This is a genomic window from Pseudomonas sp. P4_C1 (assembly GCF_056402155.1).
Genome location: NZ_JBFUHY010000093.1, coordinates 1 through 17,563, shown reverse-complemented (window position 1 = coordinate 17,563; position 17,563 = coordinate 1). Strand labels below are relative to the sequence as shown.

17 protein-coding genes are annotated in these 17,563 nt (G+C 60.6%); 5 read left to right on the top strand and 12 right to left on the bottom strand.

The genetic code is table 11. The annotated features are described in order from the left end of the window. Window positions 1-119 precede the first annotated feature (119 nt). The 6 genes from pepN to AC1DU9_RS27095 are packed head-to-tail and all read right to left on the bottom strand — an operon-like array spanning window position 120 to window position 6,635. Window positions 120-2,777, bottom strand: a complete 2,658-nt coding sequence (gene pepN, locus AC1DU9_RS27120; RefSeq protein ID WP_477811047.1) for an aminopeptidase N — start codon at window positions 2,775-2,777, stop codon at window positions 120-122. Between the two features lie 10 nt (window positions 2,778-2,787). Then, window positions 2,788-3,618: a DUF2797 domain-containing protein gene (locus AC1DU9_RS27115; protein ID WP_223461787.1), complete on the bottom strand. Its 831-nt coding sequence runs from the start codon at window positions 3,616-3,618 to the stop codon at window positions 2,788-2,790. Further along, complete coding sequence (locus AC1DU9_RS27110) at window positions 3,615-3,875, bottom strand: YeaC family protein (protein ID WP_223461789.1); 261 nt, start codon at window positions 3,873-3,875, stop codon at window positions 3,615-3,617. The genes AC1DU9_RS27115 and AC1DU9_RS27110 overlap by 4 nt, the downstream gene beginning before the upstream one ends. A gap of 32 nt (window positions 3,876-3,907) precedes the next feature. Beyond that, entirely contained in the window at window positions 3,908-4,777 is an 870-nt protein-coding gene (locus tag AC1DU9_RS27105; RefSeq protein ID WP_223461791.1) for a rhomboid family intramembrane serine protease, read from the bottom strand. Next, window positions 4,774-5,745: a metallophosphoesterase gene (locus tag AC1DU9_RS27100; protein ID WP_223461793.1), complete on the bottom strand. Its 972-nt coding sequence runs from the start codon at window positions 5,743-5,745 to the stop codon at window positions 4,774-4,776. Before AC1DU9_RS27100 ends, AC1DU9_RS27105 begins: the two co-directional genes overlap by 4 nt. Next, a complete protein-coding gene (locus tag AC1DU9_RS27095) occupies window positions 5,745-6,635 on the bottom strand; it encodes an NAD(+) kinase (RefSeq protein ID WP_057398469.1) in 891 nt (296 codons plus the stop codon). Before AC1DU9_RS27095 ends, AC1DU9_RS27100 begins: the two co-directional genes overlap by 1 nt. A 117-nt stretch (window positions 6,636-6,752) precedes the next feature. Here AC1DU9_RS27095 and AC1DU9_RS27090 point away from each other — a divergent pair, with 117 nt between their 5' ends. Then, complete coding sequence (locus AC1DU9_RS27090) at window positions 6,753-7,703, top strand: DUF1853 family protein (RefSeq protein ID WP_223461795.1); 951 nt, start codon at window positions 6,753-6,755, stop codon at window positions 7,701-7,703. A gap of 124 nt (window positions 7,704-7,827) precedes the next feature. Here AC1DU9_RS27090 and AC1DU9_RS27085 read toward each other — a convergent pair whose 3' ends face one another. Beyond that, window positions 7,828-8,388, bottom strand: coding sequence for an NADPH-dependent FMN reductase (locus AC1DU9_RS27085; RefSeq protein ID WP_223461797.1), 561 nt, complete (start codon window positions 8,386-8,388; stop codon window positions 7,828-7,830). Window positions 8,389-8,563: 175 nt separating this feature from the next. Here AC1DU9_RS27085 and AC1DU9_RS27080 point away from each other — a divergent pair, with 175 nt between their 5' ends. Beyond that, window positions 8,564-8,791, top strand: a complete 228-nt coding sequence (locus AC1DU9_RS27080; RefSeq protein ID WP_223461799.1) for a hypothetical protein — start codon at window positions 8,564-8,566, stop codon at window positions 8,789-8,791. An 88-nt stretch (window positions 8,792-8,879) separates the two neighbouring features. Next, on the top strand, window positions 8,880-9,773 hold the full coding sequence (locus AC1DU9_RS27075; protein WP_223461802.1) for a LysR substrate-binding domain-containing protein: 894 nt from the start codon (window positions 8,880-8,882) through the stop codon (window positions 9,771-9,773). Here AC1DU9_RS27075 and AC1DU9_RS27070 read toward each other — a convergent pair. The 5 genes from AC1DU9_RS27070 to AC1DU9_RS27050 all read right to left on the bottom strand — a co-directional run bounded on the left by AC1DU9_RS27070 (window position 9,739) and on the right by AC1DU9_RS27050 (window position 15,038). Further along, entirely contained in the window at window positions 9,739-10,353 is a 615-nt protein-coding gene (locus tag AC1DU9_RS27070; protein ID WP_223461804.1) for a GNAT family N-acetyltransferase, read from the bottom strand. The genes AC1DU9_RS27075 and AC1DU9_RS27070 overlap by 35 nt on opposite strands. A gap of 14 nt (window positions 10,354-10,367) precedes the next feature. Beyond that, window positions 10,368-12,623 carry an Orn/Lys/Arg family decarboxylase gene (locus AC1DU9_RS27065; RefSeq protein ID WP_477811046.1) on the bottom strand — a complete coding sequence of 752 codons (2,256 nt, stop codon included), beginning with the start codon at window positions 12,621-12,623 and terminating at the stop codon, window positions 10,368-10,370. 124 nt (window positions 12,624-12,747) lie between these two features. Further along, window positions 12,748-13,506, bottom strand: coding sequence for a DNA polymerase III subunit epsilon (dnaQ, locus tag AC1DU9_RS27060; protein WP_457266172.1), 759 nt, complete (start codon window positions 13,504-13,506; stop codon window positions 12,748-12,750). Between the two features lie 228 nt (window positions 13,507-13,734). Next, window positions 13,735-14,187, bottom strand: coding sequence for a ribonuclease HI (gene rnhA / locus AC1DU9_RS27055; protein ID WP_053158774.1), 453 nt, complete (start codon window positions 14,185-14,187; stop codon window positions 13,735-13,737). Window positions 14,188-14,279: 92 nt separating this feature from the next. Beyond that, window positions 14,280-15,038 carry a class I SAM-dependent methyltransferase gene (locus AC1DU9_RS27050; protein WP_223461810.1) on the bottom strand — a complete coding sequence of 253 codons (759 nt, stop codon included), beginning with the start codon at window positions 15,036-15,038 and terminating at the stop codon, window positions 14,280-14,282. A 65-nt stretch (window positions 15,039-15,103) separates the two neighbouring features. On the opposite strand from AC1DU9_RS27050, the gene gloB reads away from it, so the two are divergent. Both gloB and AC1DU9_RS27040 read left to right on the top strand, forming a co-directional pair. Further along, window positions 15,104-15,871, top strand: coding sequence for a hydroxyacylglutathione hydrolase (gloB, locus tag AC1DU9_RS27045; RefSeq protein ID WP_223461812.1), 768 nt, complete (start codon window positions 15,104-15,106; stop codon window positions 15,869-15,871). A 99-nt stretch (window positions 15,872-15,970) separates the two neighbouring features. Then, window positions 15,971-17,404, top strand: coding sequence for a transglycosylase SLT domain-containing protein (locus AC1DU9_RS27040; RefSeq protein ID WP_477811045.1), 1,434 nt, complete (start codon window positions 15,971-15,973; stop codon window positions 17,402-17,404). Window positions 17,405-17,563: the final 159 nt, after the last annotated feature.

Sequence of the window (17,563 nt, the reverse complement as noted above, 5' to 3'; positions counted from 1 at the left end):
CCTTGAAAGGGCTGGCTGTAAGAGCGGAACCATAAGCCGCCGTTACCGCAGAAACGGATATGTACTCAATCAACCAAGAACCTGGTCGGCCCAAAGGCCGCCAAGTTCAAAAGCCAAGATCAAGCCAAACTCTTGCTGACCACTTCAAACACATCACTGGACAACTGCCCCGAAGCCCGAATCCGCTCCAGCTCCCCCTTCATCAAAGCCTGACGAGCACTGTCGTACTTGCGCCAGCGAGTCAAAGGCGCCAACTGGCGAGAAGCAATCTGCGGATTAAAGCCATTCAACTCGATCACCAGATCCGCGAGGAAGCGATACCCGGAACCATCGGCAGCATGGAAGTTGATCAGGTTCTGCCCGGCAAACGCACCAACCAGTGCCCGCACCTTGTTCGGGTTCTTGATGTTGAACGCCGGGTGCTGCATCAACGCCTTGACCCGCGCCAGGCCACCGGGCAACACACTGCCGGCCTGGACGCTGAACCACTGATCCATGACCAGCGGGTTGTCCTTGAAGTGCTCGGCGAAGCTGGCCAGCGCCTTGGCCTTCTCGGCTTCGAACGGTGAATTGACCAGCACGGCGAGTGCGGTCAGGCGCTCGGTCATGTTGTCGCACGCGTCGAACTGCTCCAGGGTCGCAGCCACAACTTCCGGCTTGCCGCTGAGCATCAGGTAGGACAACGCGATGTTCTGCAAGGCACGACGGGCGAAATGCTCGGCTTCGGCCATGTACGGCGTCTGCTTCGACAATTCGCGATTGGCCTGATAACGCTGCCACAGGCCTTCGAACAACGCGTCAGCCAGTTGCTTGCGGGCAAACTCGCGGGCGACATGAATCGCCTCGACGTCTGCCACTTCGCTGATCTCGGTCAGGTACGCTTCGCTTGGCAGCGACAACATTTCTGCGACCATGGCCTGATCCAGCGACTCGTCCGAGAGCACAGTACGCAGCGCCGACACCAGACGCTGATCGAGTACCAGTGCTTCGCCCTTCTGCTGCTGGCCGATCAATTCCTGCAGCACCTGCACCGACAGTTGCTGGCCGGCATCCCAGCGGTTGAAGCCGTCGCTGTCGTGCTGCATCAGGAACATCAACTGGTCGCGGTTGTACGGGAAACTCAGTTTCACCGGCGCCGAGAAACCACGCAGCAACGATGGCAGCGGTTGTTCGGCGATATCGACGAAGGTGAAAGTCTGCTCGGCTTCGGTCACCGAAATGACCCGCGAGGTCCCTTGCGCGGTGGCTTCACCGGACAGACGCAGGGCAATCGCTGCCCCTTTGGAATCCAGCAGGCCCAGCTCGACAGGGATCACGAACGGCAGTTTTTCAACCTTGTCCGGGGTTTGCGGGCAGCTCTGGCGGAAGGTCAGGCTGTAGGTTTTCGCGGTGCTGTCGTAGGACTCAGTTACCGCCAGACGCGGTGTACCGGCCTGGCTGTACCAGCGCTTGAACTGGGTCAGGTCGACACCATTGGCATCTTCCATGGCCTTGATGAAGTCATCGCAGGTCACGGCCTGGCCGTCGTGGCGCTCGAAGTACAGGTCGCTGCCTTTGCGGAAGCCTTCGGCGCCGAGCAAGGTGTGGATCATGCCGACCACTTCCGAGCCCTTTTCGTACACGGTCAGGGTGTAGAAGTTGGAAATCTCGATGAAGCTGTCCGGGCGCACGGCGTGGGCCATGGGACCGGCGTCTTCGGCGAACTGGTGGGTGCGCAGGTAGGCCACGTCCTGGATGCGCTTGACCGTGGCCGAGTTCATGTCCGAGGAGAAACCGGCATCGCGGAACACGGTGAAGCCTTCCTTGAGCGATAGCTGGAACCAATCGCGGCAGGTCACGCGGTTGCCCGACCAGTTGTGGAAGTATTCGTGGGCGACGATTGCCTCGACCCGTTGGTGCGCGGCGTCGGTGGCGGTTTCGGCCTTGGCCAGCACGGCGCTGGAGTTGAAGATGTTGAGGCCCTTGTTTTCCATGGCGCCCATGTTGAAGTCATTCACGGCGACGATCATGAAGATGTCCAGGTCGTACTCGCGACCGTAGACCTCTTCGTCCCAGCGCATGGACTTCTTCAGGCTGTTCATGGCGTGCTGGCACTTGTCGATGTTTTCCGGCTCGACGTAAATGCGCAGCGCCACGTTGCGCTCGCTCATGGTGGTGAAGCTGTCTTCGACGCACCACAGGTCACCGGCCACCAGCGCAAACAGGTACGCCGGTTTCTTGAACGGGTCTTCCCAGGTCGCCCAGTGCCGGCCGTCTTCGCCGGGACCGGAAGCGATCGGGTTGCCGTTGGACAGCAGTACCGGATAGCTGTGTTGTTCGGCAACCACCGTGGTGGTGAACTTACTCATCACGTCCGGGCGATCGAGGTAATAGGTGATTTTGCGGAAGCCTTCAGCCTCGCACTGGGTGCAGAACATCGTGCCGGACTTGTACAGGCCTTCCAGCGCGGTGTTGGTTTCCGGGTGGATCCTGACGCTGGTGTCGACCGTGAAGGTGGTGCTGGTCGGATGCAGGGTCAGGTGATTCTCGGTCAGCTGATACTGCGCCTCGGTAAGCTCCTGGTCGGCCAGAGTCACCGCCAACAGCTCAAGCTGCTGGCCGTCCAGCACCAGCGGCGGCAGCCCCGGGCCACGCTCGGGGTTGCGGCGCATCACCAGTTGCGCATGGACCAGGCTGTGGTCCTCGTACAACTCGAAGGTCAGGTGCGTTTCGTCGATCAGGTACTCGGGCGCCTGATAGTCCTTGAGGTAGATCATCTTCGGTTGTTCGGTGCGCATGCTGGAGTCCTTACTGATGCACGGCGAGCTGGTAAGCCGTGTATTTACGAATATTGATCACGCCGGTGTCGAAGATCAGGTACTGGCCCTTGACCCCCATCAGCGTGCCTTCGGCAATCGGGTTCTTGTCCAGGTTGAAGCTGACGATCTTCGCCGGGTATTGCTCGACCGGGTAGCGGATTTCCAGCGGTTCGACATCGGTCACCGGCTGGATCGCCTGCAAGCCAAATCGCTGCTGCAACCCGAGCAAACCTTCAGCGCAGCTGTCGAACAGTTGATCGCGGACCTCGGCCAGGTTCACCGCCGCCGCATCGCCCTTGAGCAAAGCACGCCAGTTGGTCTTGTCGGCCACCTGGCTGCGGAACAGATCCTCGACGAAACCGGACTGTTGCCGGGTCGAGACGCGCATGATCGGCAAGGCCTGGCTCGCACCCTGGTCGAGCCAGCGGGTCGGCAGCTGGGTGGCGCGGGTAATCCCGACTTTCACCCCCGACGAATTGGCCAGGTACACCACGTGGTCGGTCATGCAGAACTTCTCGCCCCATTCGGGCTCGCGGCAGGTGCCGGCGTCGAAGTGGCAACGCTCCGGGCTCATGATGCAGACGTCGCACTGGGCCAGTTTGGTCATGCACGGGTAGCAGTAGCCCTGGCTGAAACTGGTCTTGGTCTTGCGTCCGCAATGGATGCAGTGGATCGCACCCAGGTATTCCAGGCGCACCGTGGTACCGATCAACGGATTGACCGGGACCTCGGTTTCGCCCAGACGAAATGCGTATTGCACGTTCGACCCGTCCAGGCGCGCCGACATTTTGCTGATTGCACCGCGGCCAATCTCGATCAATGGATGGCATCCGACTTGAACAGGATGTTCGGTACTTCGATCGACTTCGAAGCGCATTCCTGCGGCCCCATGTAGCCGGTACGCTGGTCCTCGGGCAGGTTCTGGACTTCCCAGGCGATCATCGCCTGCAGTGACAGCTCGCGCTGCTCCGCGGTGAGTTTGCCACCGTCGGACCATTTGCCGATTTCCACGGCCAGTTTCAGGCTCTCGTAGATATCGTGGGTGATGTTCTTGATCATTTCGTTAAAAGAGGACATTGGGTCTCCGTCTCTTTATTGCATGTTCTGAATTAGGCGGCCAGTTTACGGCGGTTATACAACCCGCCCAACAAACCGGTGAAGCATCCGATGAGTAACCCGCTGACATGGGCCGCGTTGGCGATTTCGCCGAAGCCGATCATCGAGACCAGCCCGGACAGGCACAGCAGCAACCACACCAGCATCATCACCAGCACGCCTCGCGGCAGGCGATAAGCCGGGTTCGGCGCCAGCAGCTGGAAGATCCAGCAATGCCCGAGCAGGCCGTACAGTACACCGGACAAACCACCGAACAAGGTCGGGCCGCTGAAGAAATACTGGGCGTAGTTGGACACCAGGCTGAACAGCAGGGTCAGGCCGATCAGGTTGATACTGCCCTGACGCGACTCGATGCGCCGCCCCAGTTCCCAGTACCACATGCCGTTCATCGCCAGGTGCAGGATGCCGAAGTGAATCAGCATCGGCGTGAACAGGCGCCACCACTGCCCCGCCGCCAGGCTGTCGGCCAGTGGCGTGAAGTGGAGGTATTCGCCAACCACGCGGAATTCGAGGAAGGTCAGCCAGCGCAGCGTTTCAAGATTGTCGCCGAGCATGGTCACTGCGCCGACAATCACGCTCAGCAACAGCACCAGCGCGGTGGCCCTGGCATATTTCAATTGTTCGACGAACCCCGGACGCTCGATGGTCTGCGCCAACGGAATGTCCAGCTGCTGATCGGGGTCGCCCGCCGGAAAGCGTTCGTACAGCGCGCGAACGTCTTCGCTGATGTTCTGCGGCACCCACAGCACCTGCTCGCCAGCCTCTTCACTGACGCGGTGGGGCACCTGCATGCGCTTGAGCAGCGTGACGAACCCGCTCAAGTCCACCGCCAATGGCAGACGCAATACCGCTACAGCACTCATTGCAGCACCTCCGGCCGCTCGACATCGACCCAGACGAATTTATGCGGATCCAGACGGGTTTCCTGATCCAGGCGATAGGCAACCAGTTTGCCGTACAGCACCGCGCTGTAATCCAGACAGGCCAGGTTCGGCCGGATCGGTACCGGCTTGCCGCTGCGCCAGTAATGACCGACGAACAGCAGCGGCTCGTCGATGCCATAGCGCAGCAAACTGTTTTTTTCGGTGGACGTCAGCGGCGTCCGGGCCACGGGTTCGGGCAGTGCATCCGGCTGGAACACGATGTCGCCGTAGGTTTTCGGATCGTCTTCCCAGAACTTGGTGCGGAAGAACGAACGCACCAGCCCATCGCCGCTGGTCATGGTCAGGCCATGGGGCAAGCGCATGTCCGTGCCGCGCAACAGGCGATCGAAGACGGTGCAGGCAAAAGATCCCGATTCCGCCGAAGCCTGGAGAAAAGGCTCGTCGACGCAACCGTTGGGGAACAACGCCCGCAGCGGTTCGATCAGGCCGGCGTCCCAGCAGGCATGTACCACCCGGAAGCGTCCGGCATCGACGAACAATGGCAGCTCATAGAACCATTGCTGGAAGTCGTGCCAGTCACCCGGATGGTGTTCGAACTGGGTCAGGGTTTCATGCAGCAGGCGGGCATGGCGCGGCGTGTGCTCGCGCACGAACTGCTTGCCGCTGCCGGGTAGCGCCGGCGTGCTCCAGCCCAGCGCGTTGAACTCGTGGTTGCCCATGATGCACAGCGCCTGACCGGCCTCGACCATGTCGTGGACGATATGCAACGCCTCGCGAATCCGCGGGCCGCGATCAATGATATCGCCGACGAACACCGCCATGCGCGAGGCGTGTCGCCAGACGCCAGCCTGTTTGTGATAACCGAGTCGGTCGAGCAAGTGCTCCAGGGTCAGAGCGCAACCGTGCACGTCACCGATCAGGTCGTAGCTACGCGCGGGATCGAGCATCAGTCGCCTCCACCCCCCAACTTGCTGCCCCAGCCGAGCTTGGTCCGGCAGACTTCATAGTAGTTGTGGTCGAGCGGGTGAATCAGCCGCAGTTTCTGGGCTTTCTTGCTGACGGTAATGGTGTCGCCGGGCGCGCAGGTAAAGTGGTTCTGCCCGTCACACGAGACTTGCGGGTAAATCTGCATATCCTTGGACACGACGATTTTCAGCTCACTGTTGCCATCGACCACAATCGGTCTACCTGACAAGGTATGGGGGTACATCGGCACAATCACAATAGCGTCGAGCTTGGGATGCATGATCGGCCCGCCGGCAGACAGTGCATATGCGGTGGAACCGGTCGGCGTGGCGACGATCAGGCCGTCGGCCTTCTGGCTGCAGACGAACTGGCCGTCGATGTACAGCTCGAATTCGATCATTCGGGTGGATTTGCCTGGGTGCAGTACCACATCGTTCAGTGCATCGCCCTGGCCGATGGCCTCGCCGTGGCGACGGACTTCGGCCTGCAGCAGGAAGCGGTTTTCCACCAGATAGTGGCCATCCAGCACTTCGGCGACCTTGGTTTCCAGCTCGTCGGGGCGAATGTCGGTCAGGAAACCCAGGCTGCCGCGGTTGATGCCGAGCACCGGGATATTGTGCCTGGCCAGTGCCCGGGCGGCGCCGAGCAGGCTGCCGTCACCACCGACCACGATGACCATGTCGCAGACTTCGCCGAGCATCTTGCGCGACGAGGTTTGCAAGCCATGCCCTGGCAGCACTTCGGCGATGGTGTCTTCGAGGATCACGTGCAGGTGACGATCGAGCAGAAACCGTTTCAGTCGGCGGACGGTATCCAGCACCTGGGAACTGCCCAGGCGACCGATGATGCCGATATTGCGAAATTGCTCCATGGGGCTCCTGCGGGGATCTGTGTGGCGGCGAAAACCACGATTATGGGCGAAAGCCGCCCGTAGACAAAATCCTTTCAGCTTCAAGGTTGTGCCCGGGTTTCGGGCTATGCTCGCAAGATGATGCTATTTCCCGATTTGCTCCACCTGCCCCATCAATTACGCCATCCCGAAGTGCGTGACCTGGCGTGGGTCATCCTCGCGCCGCCCATGCTGGACGGCACCCTGTGGCCACAGCGTCACCCGCTGGCCGGTAGCGACTGGGTGCAGACACCGGAGCGCCTGGAGCATTGGCTGCGGCAACTGGACCGGGACAGTTATGGCTTGCTGCACTGGCTGGCCCAGGCCCGGACCCAGCGTCTGGGCCTGTATTACGAACGCCTCTGGCAATTCGCCGTACAGCATGCGCCCGGCATAGAACTGATTGCCGCCAACATGCCGATTCGCCGCGAGGGGCACACCCTGGGTGAACTGGACATGCTGCTGCGCGACCGCGACGGCGTGCATCACCTGGAACTGGCGATCAAGCTCTACCTCGGCCCGCAATCCGGCGACGGACATGACACCGCCCAGTGGCTGGGCCCGGGCTGCCACGACCGGCTCGACCGCAAACTGGCGCACCTGAGCCAGCATCAATTGCCGATTTCCGCGCGCCCCGAGAGCCGTGAAGTGCTGGCGGCGCTGGATATCCAGGCGTTCAGCGCCCATTTGTGGCTGGGCGGGTACTTGCTGTACCCATGGCCCGGACAGGCGGCCTCACCGGCGGGCGCCCATCCGCAGCATTTGCGCGGTCGTTGGTTGCATCAAAAGGATTGGCCGGCATTGTTGGCCCAGAGCCCGCCCGGTCGCTGGCAACCCCTGCCTCGCCACGCCTGGCTGGCGCCGGCACATTACTCGGCGGAGCACACCTGGAACCCTGAACAGATGCAGGCGTGGCTCAATGACCTGGACCCGCTGGCGCCGGCACAATTGCTGGTGCGCCTGACGGAAAATGCCAGCGGCGACTGGGAAGAAGCCGAGCGATTGTTTCTGGTGGCGGATCTTTGGCCGAATGTGCCGGGCAATACCTGAATTTTGCTGTGTCTGAGCCGACCCCATCGCGAGCCTGCTCGCGATGGGGTCAACCCGGCCCAAAGAGACAACCGCATTGCCGATTATCCAGCGCTTCGCAGGACAAAGCGCTGACCAATGAACATCAAACTTTCTTGTGCTGCTCGACCCATTGCCCATAGGCATTGATGAAATTTTGCAGGAACGGCTTGACCGACTCGGACAACTTGCCCGCCTCGTCGAACGCCGAACCGGCGTTCCCCAGATAGGCCTCCGGCTGCTGCATCATCGGCACATTCAGAAACACCATGGACTGACGCAGGTTGTGATTGGCACCAAACCCGCCGACGGCCCCCGGAGAAGCACTGATAACGGCGCCGGGCTTGCCACTCCACGAACTCTTGCCATAAGGGCGAGAACCGACGTCAATCGCGTTTTTCAGCGGCGCCGGCACCGAACGGTTGTATTCCGGGGTCACGAACAACACCGCGTCGGATGAGCTCACCTGTTGTCGGAAAGTGCTGTAGGCTGCCGGCGGTGAAGCGCCATCGATGTCTTCGTTATAGAGCGGCAAATCGCCAATTTCGACGATGTTGAGCTTGAGATTGGCCGGCGCCAGCTCTATCAGGGCCCGTGCGACCTTGCGGTTGATCGATTCCTTTCTCAAGCTGCCGACCACGACGGCGATCGTATAGACGTTGCTCATAAGAGTTTCTCGACTGTCCGATAGGAAGAGCTTGTAGTTATAGATGACGATTCAAGCAGCGGGCGACCGAAAACACCGTCCCTGACTATTTTTTTCCCGTAGGAAAACTTACCTCGCCCAAGCACGGTCTACAGTGCCGCAAATTGAGTGATTTATCTCCAGAGGTTCTAAACAGATGGCAGCAGTACTCGTCGGTCAGTTCCATGCAAGAGATGCGGAAGGCCGTATTTATTCGGTGCACGAGTTCCAGGACTCCACCCCGGCGGTAGACGGTTCAGGGCCTGTCACCACCTACAAGCTGGCCATTGGCGACCGTGTCAACAAGGTCGACGACAATGAATTCATGCTGGTGCAAACCGGCGTGACCATTACCCGCGAACCGCAAACCGCCAGCGCTTCATAACCCGTCGTTATGAGCAGAAGTCATATGCGCGGACTTGGGGTAGGATTCAGCCACTGACTCCTCCACCTGCTGAACATGGACTTCACGCATGCGCTTACGCCATATCGAAGTGATCCAGGCGCTCTTGCAGACCGGTCACCTGGGCACCGCCGCCGARTGGCTGCAGATGCCGGTGACCGAAGTCGAGCGCTTGCTGCGCGACGCCGAGGATCAGTTGGGTTTCATGCTGTTCGCCAGCGTTCGCGGGCGTTTGCAGGCCACCCGCGAAGCGCGGGAATTGCAGGTGGAAATTGTCCGGGTCTACGATGCACTCGAACCCGTACAGCGCCTGGCCAACAGCCTCAGGCAATACCTGGCGCCGCCATTGCGCATCATCTGTACCCCGCCTCTGGCTAACCAACTGTTGCCACACAGCATCGCGGCACTGCGCCGACGACTGCCCGACGCGCCTTGCACACTCCTTTGCCAGCCCACCCGCGACATCGTCAGAAGCCTGCTGCTACGTGAAAGCGATCTGGGGCTGAGCCTGCATGACCCTGATCACGCCGACCTCGATTGCCAGGCGATTGCCCAGGGCAAACTTCAATTGCTCGCACCCCATGGCTGGCTGCAACCGAAACAGAAATACATTTCACTGCAGGATCTGGCCGGTCAATCGATGATCGGCCTTGAGGGGCAAGACCCGCTGAGCCCGGCACTGGAAAACAAACTGCACGGCTTGCGCCCTGCTCCGGTGATTCAAACCCGGGTCCAGACGCATCAGATGATGCGCAGCATGGTCGAGGCCGGCGAAGGTCTGGCCATCGTCGACCCCTTCACCGCCCTTGGTGCCAAAGCCTCGGGACTGGACACCTGCCCGTTGGCGCCAGCCGTGCCGATCATTCTCTACGCCTTGTCGCTGAAAAACGTCGAGCCGTCTCCGGCGGTTCAGGCACTGTTGGCCATCGTCACGGAACAAGCCGCGGCGATGCTGACGAACTGAGCATATTTTCCAGCGGATTTTCGAACATTCGATACCAGAACAGCGCCACTTCGGCGGTGTTCGGATCGATGCCGCGATAGCGCAGCTGGTCGAGCCCGCCAATCACATAACCGCAGCGCTCATAGAGCCGGCAGGCCCCGAGGTTGTTGTTCTGGGTTTCGAGCATGATGCCCGGGAGTTTTTTCTTGCGGCTCCAGAATTGCGCCACATCCAGCAGGGCCTTGGCCACTCCATGCCGTCGGGCCGGTGCATGCACCGCCAGTTCGTCGATATGGGCAAAGCCGTTCCAGTTGGTACTGACCACCAGATGCCCCACGGGCTGGTCATCCAGATAGGCCATGAAAATCGCGCTGTCGGCGCCATCGCGAAAGCTGCTGAATTCCTCGGGGTCGATGCCGTAGCACTTGCGATAAGGCGTGATCGGGGTGACCGGCCACTGTGCCACCGGCTTGCCTATTTCGGCCGCACCGTAGGCCGCGACTTCAAAACTGAAATCACTGCCCCAGATATAGGCGGCAAAACCCTCGTCGGCAACCCGTACCGACAACCCTGGGAAATTCGGATTTATAACCGGCTGCATACTGGGAAAGGTCCTCATTCCTTGATGCAATCGACGGTGTAGCACCGTCCACTGCCCTGATCTTCATGTTGCAATCCGTGCACATCAGCAACGAACCCCGGGAAACTGCTATCGAACGTGCGGGCAAACGCCAGGTAATCGATGATCGAGCGGGTCGACTCGGTAAAGCGCTCGCCCGGCATGATCAGCGGAATGCCAGGTGGATACGGCACCAGCATCACCGCCGCGATCCGCCCGGCGAGCGCATCGATCGACACGGCTTCGACTTCACCCCGCACCAATTGATCATAGGCGTCCGCCGGCTTCATCGCGACTTCCGGCAGTACGGTGTACATGCGCTTGAGGTGCCTGGCGGTGGCGTTGCTGCGATAACAGGCATGTAGCTGATCGCACAGATCACGCAGGCCCATGCCCTGATAGCGCGCGACATTCTCTTGCGCCACACAGGGCAGGCAACTGGTCAGACTGACGTTGGCGTCGTAGCTGCGCTTGAACTCCAGCAGTTCGGTTAGCAGCGTGCTCCACTTGCCCTTGGTGATGCCCATGGAGAACAACACCAGGAACGAATACAGCCCGGTCTTCTCGACCACCAGGCCACGCTCCCAAAGGAACTTGCTGACCACTGCCGCCGGAATCCCTCGCTCACTGAGGGCGCCACCGGCCGTCAATCCAGGCATCACCAGCGTGACCTTGATCGGGTCGAGCAGCACATAATCGTCGGTCACGCCGCCAAAGCCATGCCAGTCAGCATCGGGCTGCAGCAACCAATCCTCGGTGACGACCCGCTCGATACCTTCCGCCGACGGCGGTTGCCAGATCGAAAACCACCAGTCATCAGCAGCAATGTGCTGTCTCAAATTAGCCAGCGCCCGGCGAAAACTCAGGGCTTCGTCGAACATTTCCTGCAACAGCGAACGCCCGGCCGGCCCTTCCATCATCGCCGAAGCCACATCCAGCGAGGCGATGATGCCGTACTGCGGCGAAGTCGAGATGTGCATCATGAACGCTTCGTTGAAGCGATCCCGGTCCAGTTGCCGCGCGCCGCCATCGCGCACGTGAATCATCGACGCCTGACTGAAAGCCGCCAGCAACTTGTGGGTGGAGTGGGTGGTAAACACCAACGGGCTGTCTTCATCACGGGACGTATCCATGCCGTAGCGCCCGGCAAAAAACTCATGAAACGCCGCATAGGCGTACCAGGCCTCGTCGAAGTGCAGCACCTCAACGCTATTGCCCAGTTGCTGCCTGATCAGCTCCGCGTTGTAGCAGAGGCCGTCATAGGTCGAATTGGTCACTACGGCGAGTTTGACCTTCGGTGAACGCCCCTTGGTCAGCGGACTGGCGTCGATCTTGGCCTGGATCGATTCACGGCTGAACTCACTCAGGGGAATCGGGCCTATGATCCCCAGCTCATTACGCTCCGGACACAAGTACAGCGGGATCGCGCCGGTCATGATGATCGAGTGCAGCACCGACTTGTGGCAATTGCGATCCACCAGCACCAGGTCATCGCGGGCGACCGCCGAGTGCCAGACAATCTTGTTGGCCGTGGACGTGCCATTGATCACGAAAAAGGTGTGATCGGCGCCGAAATTACGTGCTGCACGGGCCTCGGCTTCAGCCAGGGGACCGGTGTGATCGAGTAAAGAGCCGAGCTCCGGCACCGACACCGAAAGATCCGAGCGCAGGGTGTTTTCCCCGAAAAACTGGTGAAACGCCTRCCCGACCGGACTCTTGTGATACGCCACGCCACCGCCGTGACCGGGGGTGTGCCACGAATAGTTGGAGTCCGCCGTGTGTTGCACCAACGCCTTGAAAAACGGCGGCAACAGGCCATCGAGGTATTTGCGCGCGGCGCGGGCCACCTGTCGGGCGAGAAAGGGCACCGTGTCTTCAAACAGGTAAAGAATGCCGCGCAACTGATTGAGCTCGGCCATGGCGTCGGCAGGCGCATTTTCCAGGGTCACTGTTTCGCCCAAGGCGAAGATCGGCAGATCCGGCGCACGCACTCGCGCCAGACCAATCAGCTCGGCCATGTTTTGCAATAAATGGGAATGGGCGCTGGCGTCCTCAGAGGCAATCAACATGCAGGACAGGCCATGGTAAGTCGACGCCACCAATCGTCCTTCGGTGTAGTCCACCGCTGAAACGACGCTGAACCCTTCCTGCTCCAGCTCCCGGGCAATTCCCCGCACACGGTCGCCGGCAACGCTGTCGGACTTGATGTCGCGATGGACAATCAGGACCGGGAATTTCAAATCTTTATACATGAGGCTCAGTGTCCTGAGGCGGCAGACCAGAGCCTGCCAATTACCTCAGGGTAGAGTGTTGCAGAAGATGTGGCGAGCAGGATGCCCTGAAATGGGTCACAAGGTGTCCCTTTTTTTGAAAGGGCTAAACCTGAGCTTCAGCCTCGGCCAACTGCACCCACAACGCAGGGGCTCCAGCGGATTTGCCGATGATTTCCAGGCGCGCCGCGTGGCGGGCCAGGTCGTCCTCGCTGGCGCGGATGATGCGCGTCGGCTGGCGATCTGCTGGCAAACGGCGAATCTCGGTGGCCGAATTGTCCGCCCCTTCACCGGAGCCATTGCCATCGGAGGCGTTACCGGCCAGGGACAGGCTGGTCTGCCCCCCGGTCATGGTCAGGTAGACGTCGGCGAGAATCTCGGAGTCGAGCAAGGCGCCGTGCAGTTCACGGCCGGAGTTGTCGACGCCATAGCGCTTGCACAAGGCGTCGAGGCTGTTGCGCTGCCCCGGGTGACGTTCCCGGGCCATCATCAGGGTGTCGAGGATCGTGCAGTGCTGCGTGATGTCCGCGCGGTCCTGCTGCCCCATCAGGGCGAATTCGTTGTTGATGAAGCCAACGTCGAACGCCGCGTTATGGATGATCAGCTGCGCGCCCTTGATGAACTCGAAGAACTCTTCGGCCACTTCGGCAAAACGCGGCTTGCCCACGAGGAATTCGTTGGTGATGCCGTGGACGCCGATGGCGCCCTCGTCACTTTCGCGATCGGGTTGCAGGTACACGTGAAAGTGCCGGCCCGTCAGGCGTCGGCCGATCAACTCGACACAACCGATTTCGATAATCCGGTGGCCGTCGGTCACCGGCATGCCGGTGGTTTCGGTGTCGAGTACTACGGATCTGGTGGCCATCAGCGCTCAGCTCTCAATCGGTCAATCGTGCAAAAGCGGCGATGTTAACACGCTTGCCGGGGTCTTTCAGATACACCGTGTTGCCCCCATCGCGAGCAAGCTCGCTCCCACAGTGGATCGCCAGCGCACACAAAGTTTGTGCTCGACGCCGATCAAAATGTGGGAGCGAGCTTGGTCCGGGCGGCGTTCCGACGATGGCCGCAACTCGGTGTATCGGTTGAACTCAATTCAGCTTTGCTTGTACCCGCGCACTTCATCCACGCCACGGTTGGCCAACTGGTCGGCCCGTTCGTTGCCGTGATGGCCAATGTGTCCGCGCACCCATTTCCAGGTGACCTTGTGGCGATTGACCTGCTCGTCGAGCAACTTCCACAGGTCAGCATTCTTCACCGGCTCCTTCGCCGCGGTTTTCCAGCCGCGCTTCTTCCAGTTGTCCATCCACTCGTTGATGCCTTTCATCACGTACTGGGAGTCGGTCACCAGCAGCACCTCGCAGGGACGCTTGAGCTCTTCCAGGCCGCGGATCGCGCCCATCAGCTCCATGCGGTTGTTGGTGGTATTGGCTTCGCCGCCCCAGAGTTCCTTTTCGACGCCCTTGCACACCAGCAGCGCGCCCCAGCCGCCAGGGCCAGGGTTGCCCTTGCAGGCGCCGTCGGTGAACAGTTCTACGCTATCGCTCATGCCAATCTATCCAGAAAATGCGCTGGCCCGCCGATCGCTGATCGACAACGGCCGAAGCCGGGACAGGCCCGGCCGCAAATGAAAAGTGTGTATTACGGTTCGATGTTGCGCCGGTTGACCTTGGCCATCGGCAAAGGAATCAGCTTGCCCATCGGCTCGCGCCGCTCCTGACGGACCGGTCGCAGGCCCACCACGATCTTGCGCGCCACCAACAGATAGAAGCCGCCGCCCGACAGTTGCCAGTCACCGGCCCTGCGCTCCCAACCGGCCAGGCGAGTCTGCCATGCCGGTGACGCAAGCGGCGGACGATAGCACCCGAAGCGGCGTTTCTCCAGCGCGAAGCCCAGCAGGTTCAGCCAGTCCGCGACCCGCGACGGCGAAATGCAGCGCGCCTTGCGCAGCGCATCCTGGGCAAACACATGCCGCAGCCCCCAAGTGCTCCAGGGATTGATGCCGATGATCAGCAAATGCCCCCCGGGCCGCACGCTGCTTGCCGCCTCGCGAAGCAAACCGTGGGGCGACAGGCAGAAATCCAGGCCATGTTGCAGCACCACCACGTCGGCAGCATGCTCGCTCAACGGCCAGGCCTGTTCCTCGCAGACGATCTCGACCCCCGGCARCGGCGCGCCAAGGCGCACATTGCGCTGCACCTGCGGGGCTGACGGCGGGGTTTGGGCCGAGGGGCCGTAATGCACCAGATAACCACCAAAGAACCGCCCGAGCTCGTCTTCGAGCATGCGCCGCTCTTCGTCCAGCAGAAATTGCCCGATGGGACCGGCCAGCCACTCGCGGGCCGCGCCGATCAACGCGAGCCAGTCAGGATCAGCCTGTGCGAACGCTTTATCAGTCATTGCATTCTCCAACACGCCAGGAAGTTCTAAGATGCGCCATTGTTTTCCGCTTGGCGAATCCGACGATGATACAGATCACTGCCCTGCCCGCCTTCACCGACAACTACATCTGGTTGTTACAAGACCACGGCAGCAAGCGCTGCGCGGTCGTCGATCCGGGTGATGCCGCCCCGGTACAAGCCTGGCTCGCGGCCAATCCGGGTTGGGTACTGAGTGATATTTTGATCACTCACCACCATCATGACCACGTCGGCGGCGTCGAGTTGCTGAAGAAAGCGACAAACGCGAAAGTCTATGGCCCGGCCAGCGAAAAAATCCCGGCTCGGGACGTTGCGCTCAAGGACAACGACAAGGTCAGCGTTCTCGGCCTGGACTTCGATATCTTCGCGGTCCCTGGCCACACCCTGGGGCATATCGCCTATTACCATCACGGCTTGCTGTTCTGCGGCGACACCTTGTTTGCCGCCGGCTGCGGGCGGTTGTTCGAAGGCACGCCACAGCAAATGTACAGCTCGCTGACGCGCCTCGCTGCGTTGCCGGAAGACACACTGGTCTACTGCACCCACGAATACACCCTCGGCAATCTGAAGTTTGCGGCGGCCGTCGAACCGAACAACCCGGACACCGCCGAGCGCCTGGCCAAAGTTACCCGCCAACGGCAATCCGGGATCATGACGCTGCCGTCGACACTGGCGCTGGAAAAGCTCACGAACCCGTTTTTGCGCTCCGGTGAAACATCCGTTAAAGAAAAAGCGGACGAACGGACCGGCACCGATAACTCGGCGCCCGATATGGTTTTTGCTGCTATTCGAGCGTGGAAAGACACGTTCTAAAGGGATCTCGCAAGGTTGCAACAATTCTGAAAGGTTGACCGCGCAGGGTGCCCTTTCTAGAATCGCCCGACATTTTTGCCCGGAACTTACTTCCAGCCAATGTCGTCACCTATTCGCAAAGCCATCAGTTCAGACGCATTGACCCGCTTGGCTCAAGCCATTGCGGTGGCTGTGTCCGCCACCCTGGCGGGCTGTTCCAGCCATGCGCCGCAGACTGATGCGGCGCATACGTCGAACATCGCCGCGCGCGCCAAGCAGAAGCCGATCTGGCTCAGCGAAAAACCCAGCCCGCAAATTCCGCAAGACGTCTGGGAGCGTATGCGCCAGGGCTTCCAGTTGCAGGACGGGCTGGGCGTCAACCCGCGCATCGAGCAACAGCGCCTTTGGTTCGCCAGCAATCCATCTTTCCTCGAAAACGCCGGCGAACGTGGCAGCCTATACATTCATTACATCGTCGAACGCCTTGAAGAGCRCAACATGCCGCTGGAACTGGCACTGCTGCCAGTGATTGAAAGTGCCTACAACCCGATGGCCTATTCCCGGGCCGACGCGGTGGGTCTTTGGCAATTCATCCCCTCCACCGGGCGTTACTTCAACCTGCGTCAAACCCGTTTCTATGATGGCCGTCGCGACATCACCGCCTCGACCACCGCCGCGATGGATTACCTGACCCGCCTGCACGACATGTTCAATGGCGACTGGTTGCTGGCCCTGGCGGCCTACAACGCCGGCGAAGGCACCGTCAGCCGGGCCATCGAGCGCAACGAGCGTCTCGGCCTGCCGACCGACTACTGGAACCTGCCGCTGCCCGCCGAAACCCAGGCTTATGTGCCGAAGTTGCTGGCACTGTCGCAAGTGGTGATGGCGCCGGAAGCCTACGGCGTGAACCTCAACCCGATAGCCAACGAACCCTACTTCCAGGTCGTCGAAATCAACCAGCGGATGGACCTGTCCAAGGTTGCTGAAGTCGCCAACATCGACGAAGACGAAYTGTTCCAGCTGAACCCGGCCTTCAAGCAGCGCACCACCACCCTTGATGGCCCGCAACATTTGCTGGTGCCGACTTCCAAGGCACAGCTGCTGACCAGCAGCCTGCAGACCATGCGTCCTGAAGAACTGATCAGCAAGAAATCGCTCAAGCCGGTCTTCGAAGGTGCCGACGATACTCAGGTCGCCAGCGTCAAGCGTTCCTACCGGGTCAAACGCGGCGACAACCTCGGCTCCATCGCCAAGGCCAACAACGTTGACGTGAAGGACCTGCAACGCTGGAACAATCTGACTGGCAAGAACCTCAAGCCCGGCCAGACCCTGGTCATGCAGGACAACAGCAAACGCAACTCCGGGCGCGTCAACACCGTGATTGCAGCGAATACCAAAAAACAGCAGACCACGTACAAGGTCCAGCAAGGCGACTCGCTGTACATCGTGGCCAAGCGCTTCAACGTAGAGATGCAGCACCTCAAGCGCTGGAACCCGCGTGTCGGCCAGGCGCTGAAGCCTGGTCAAATGTTGACCGTGGCCAACCCGCACTAAACAACAGCCCCTGAATTCAGGGGCTTTTTATGCCTGCGCAGTTTTTGTGGCGAGTGCAAAAACCTGTGGGAGCGAGCTTGCTCGCGATGACGGCGGGTCAGTTGACATCAATGCAAACTGATAAGCCCTCATCGCGAGCAAGCTCGCTCCCACAGGATT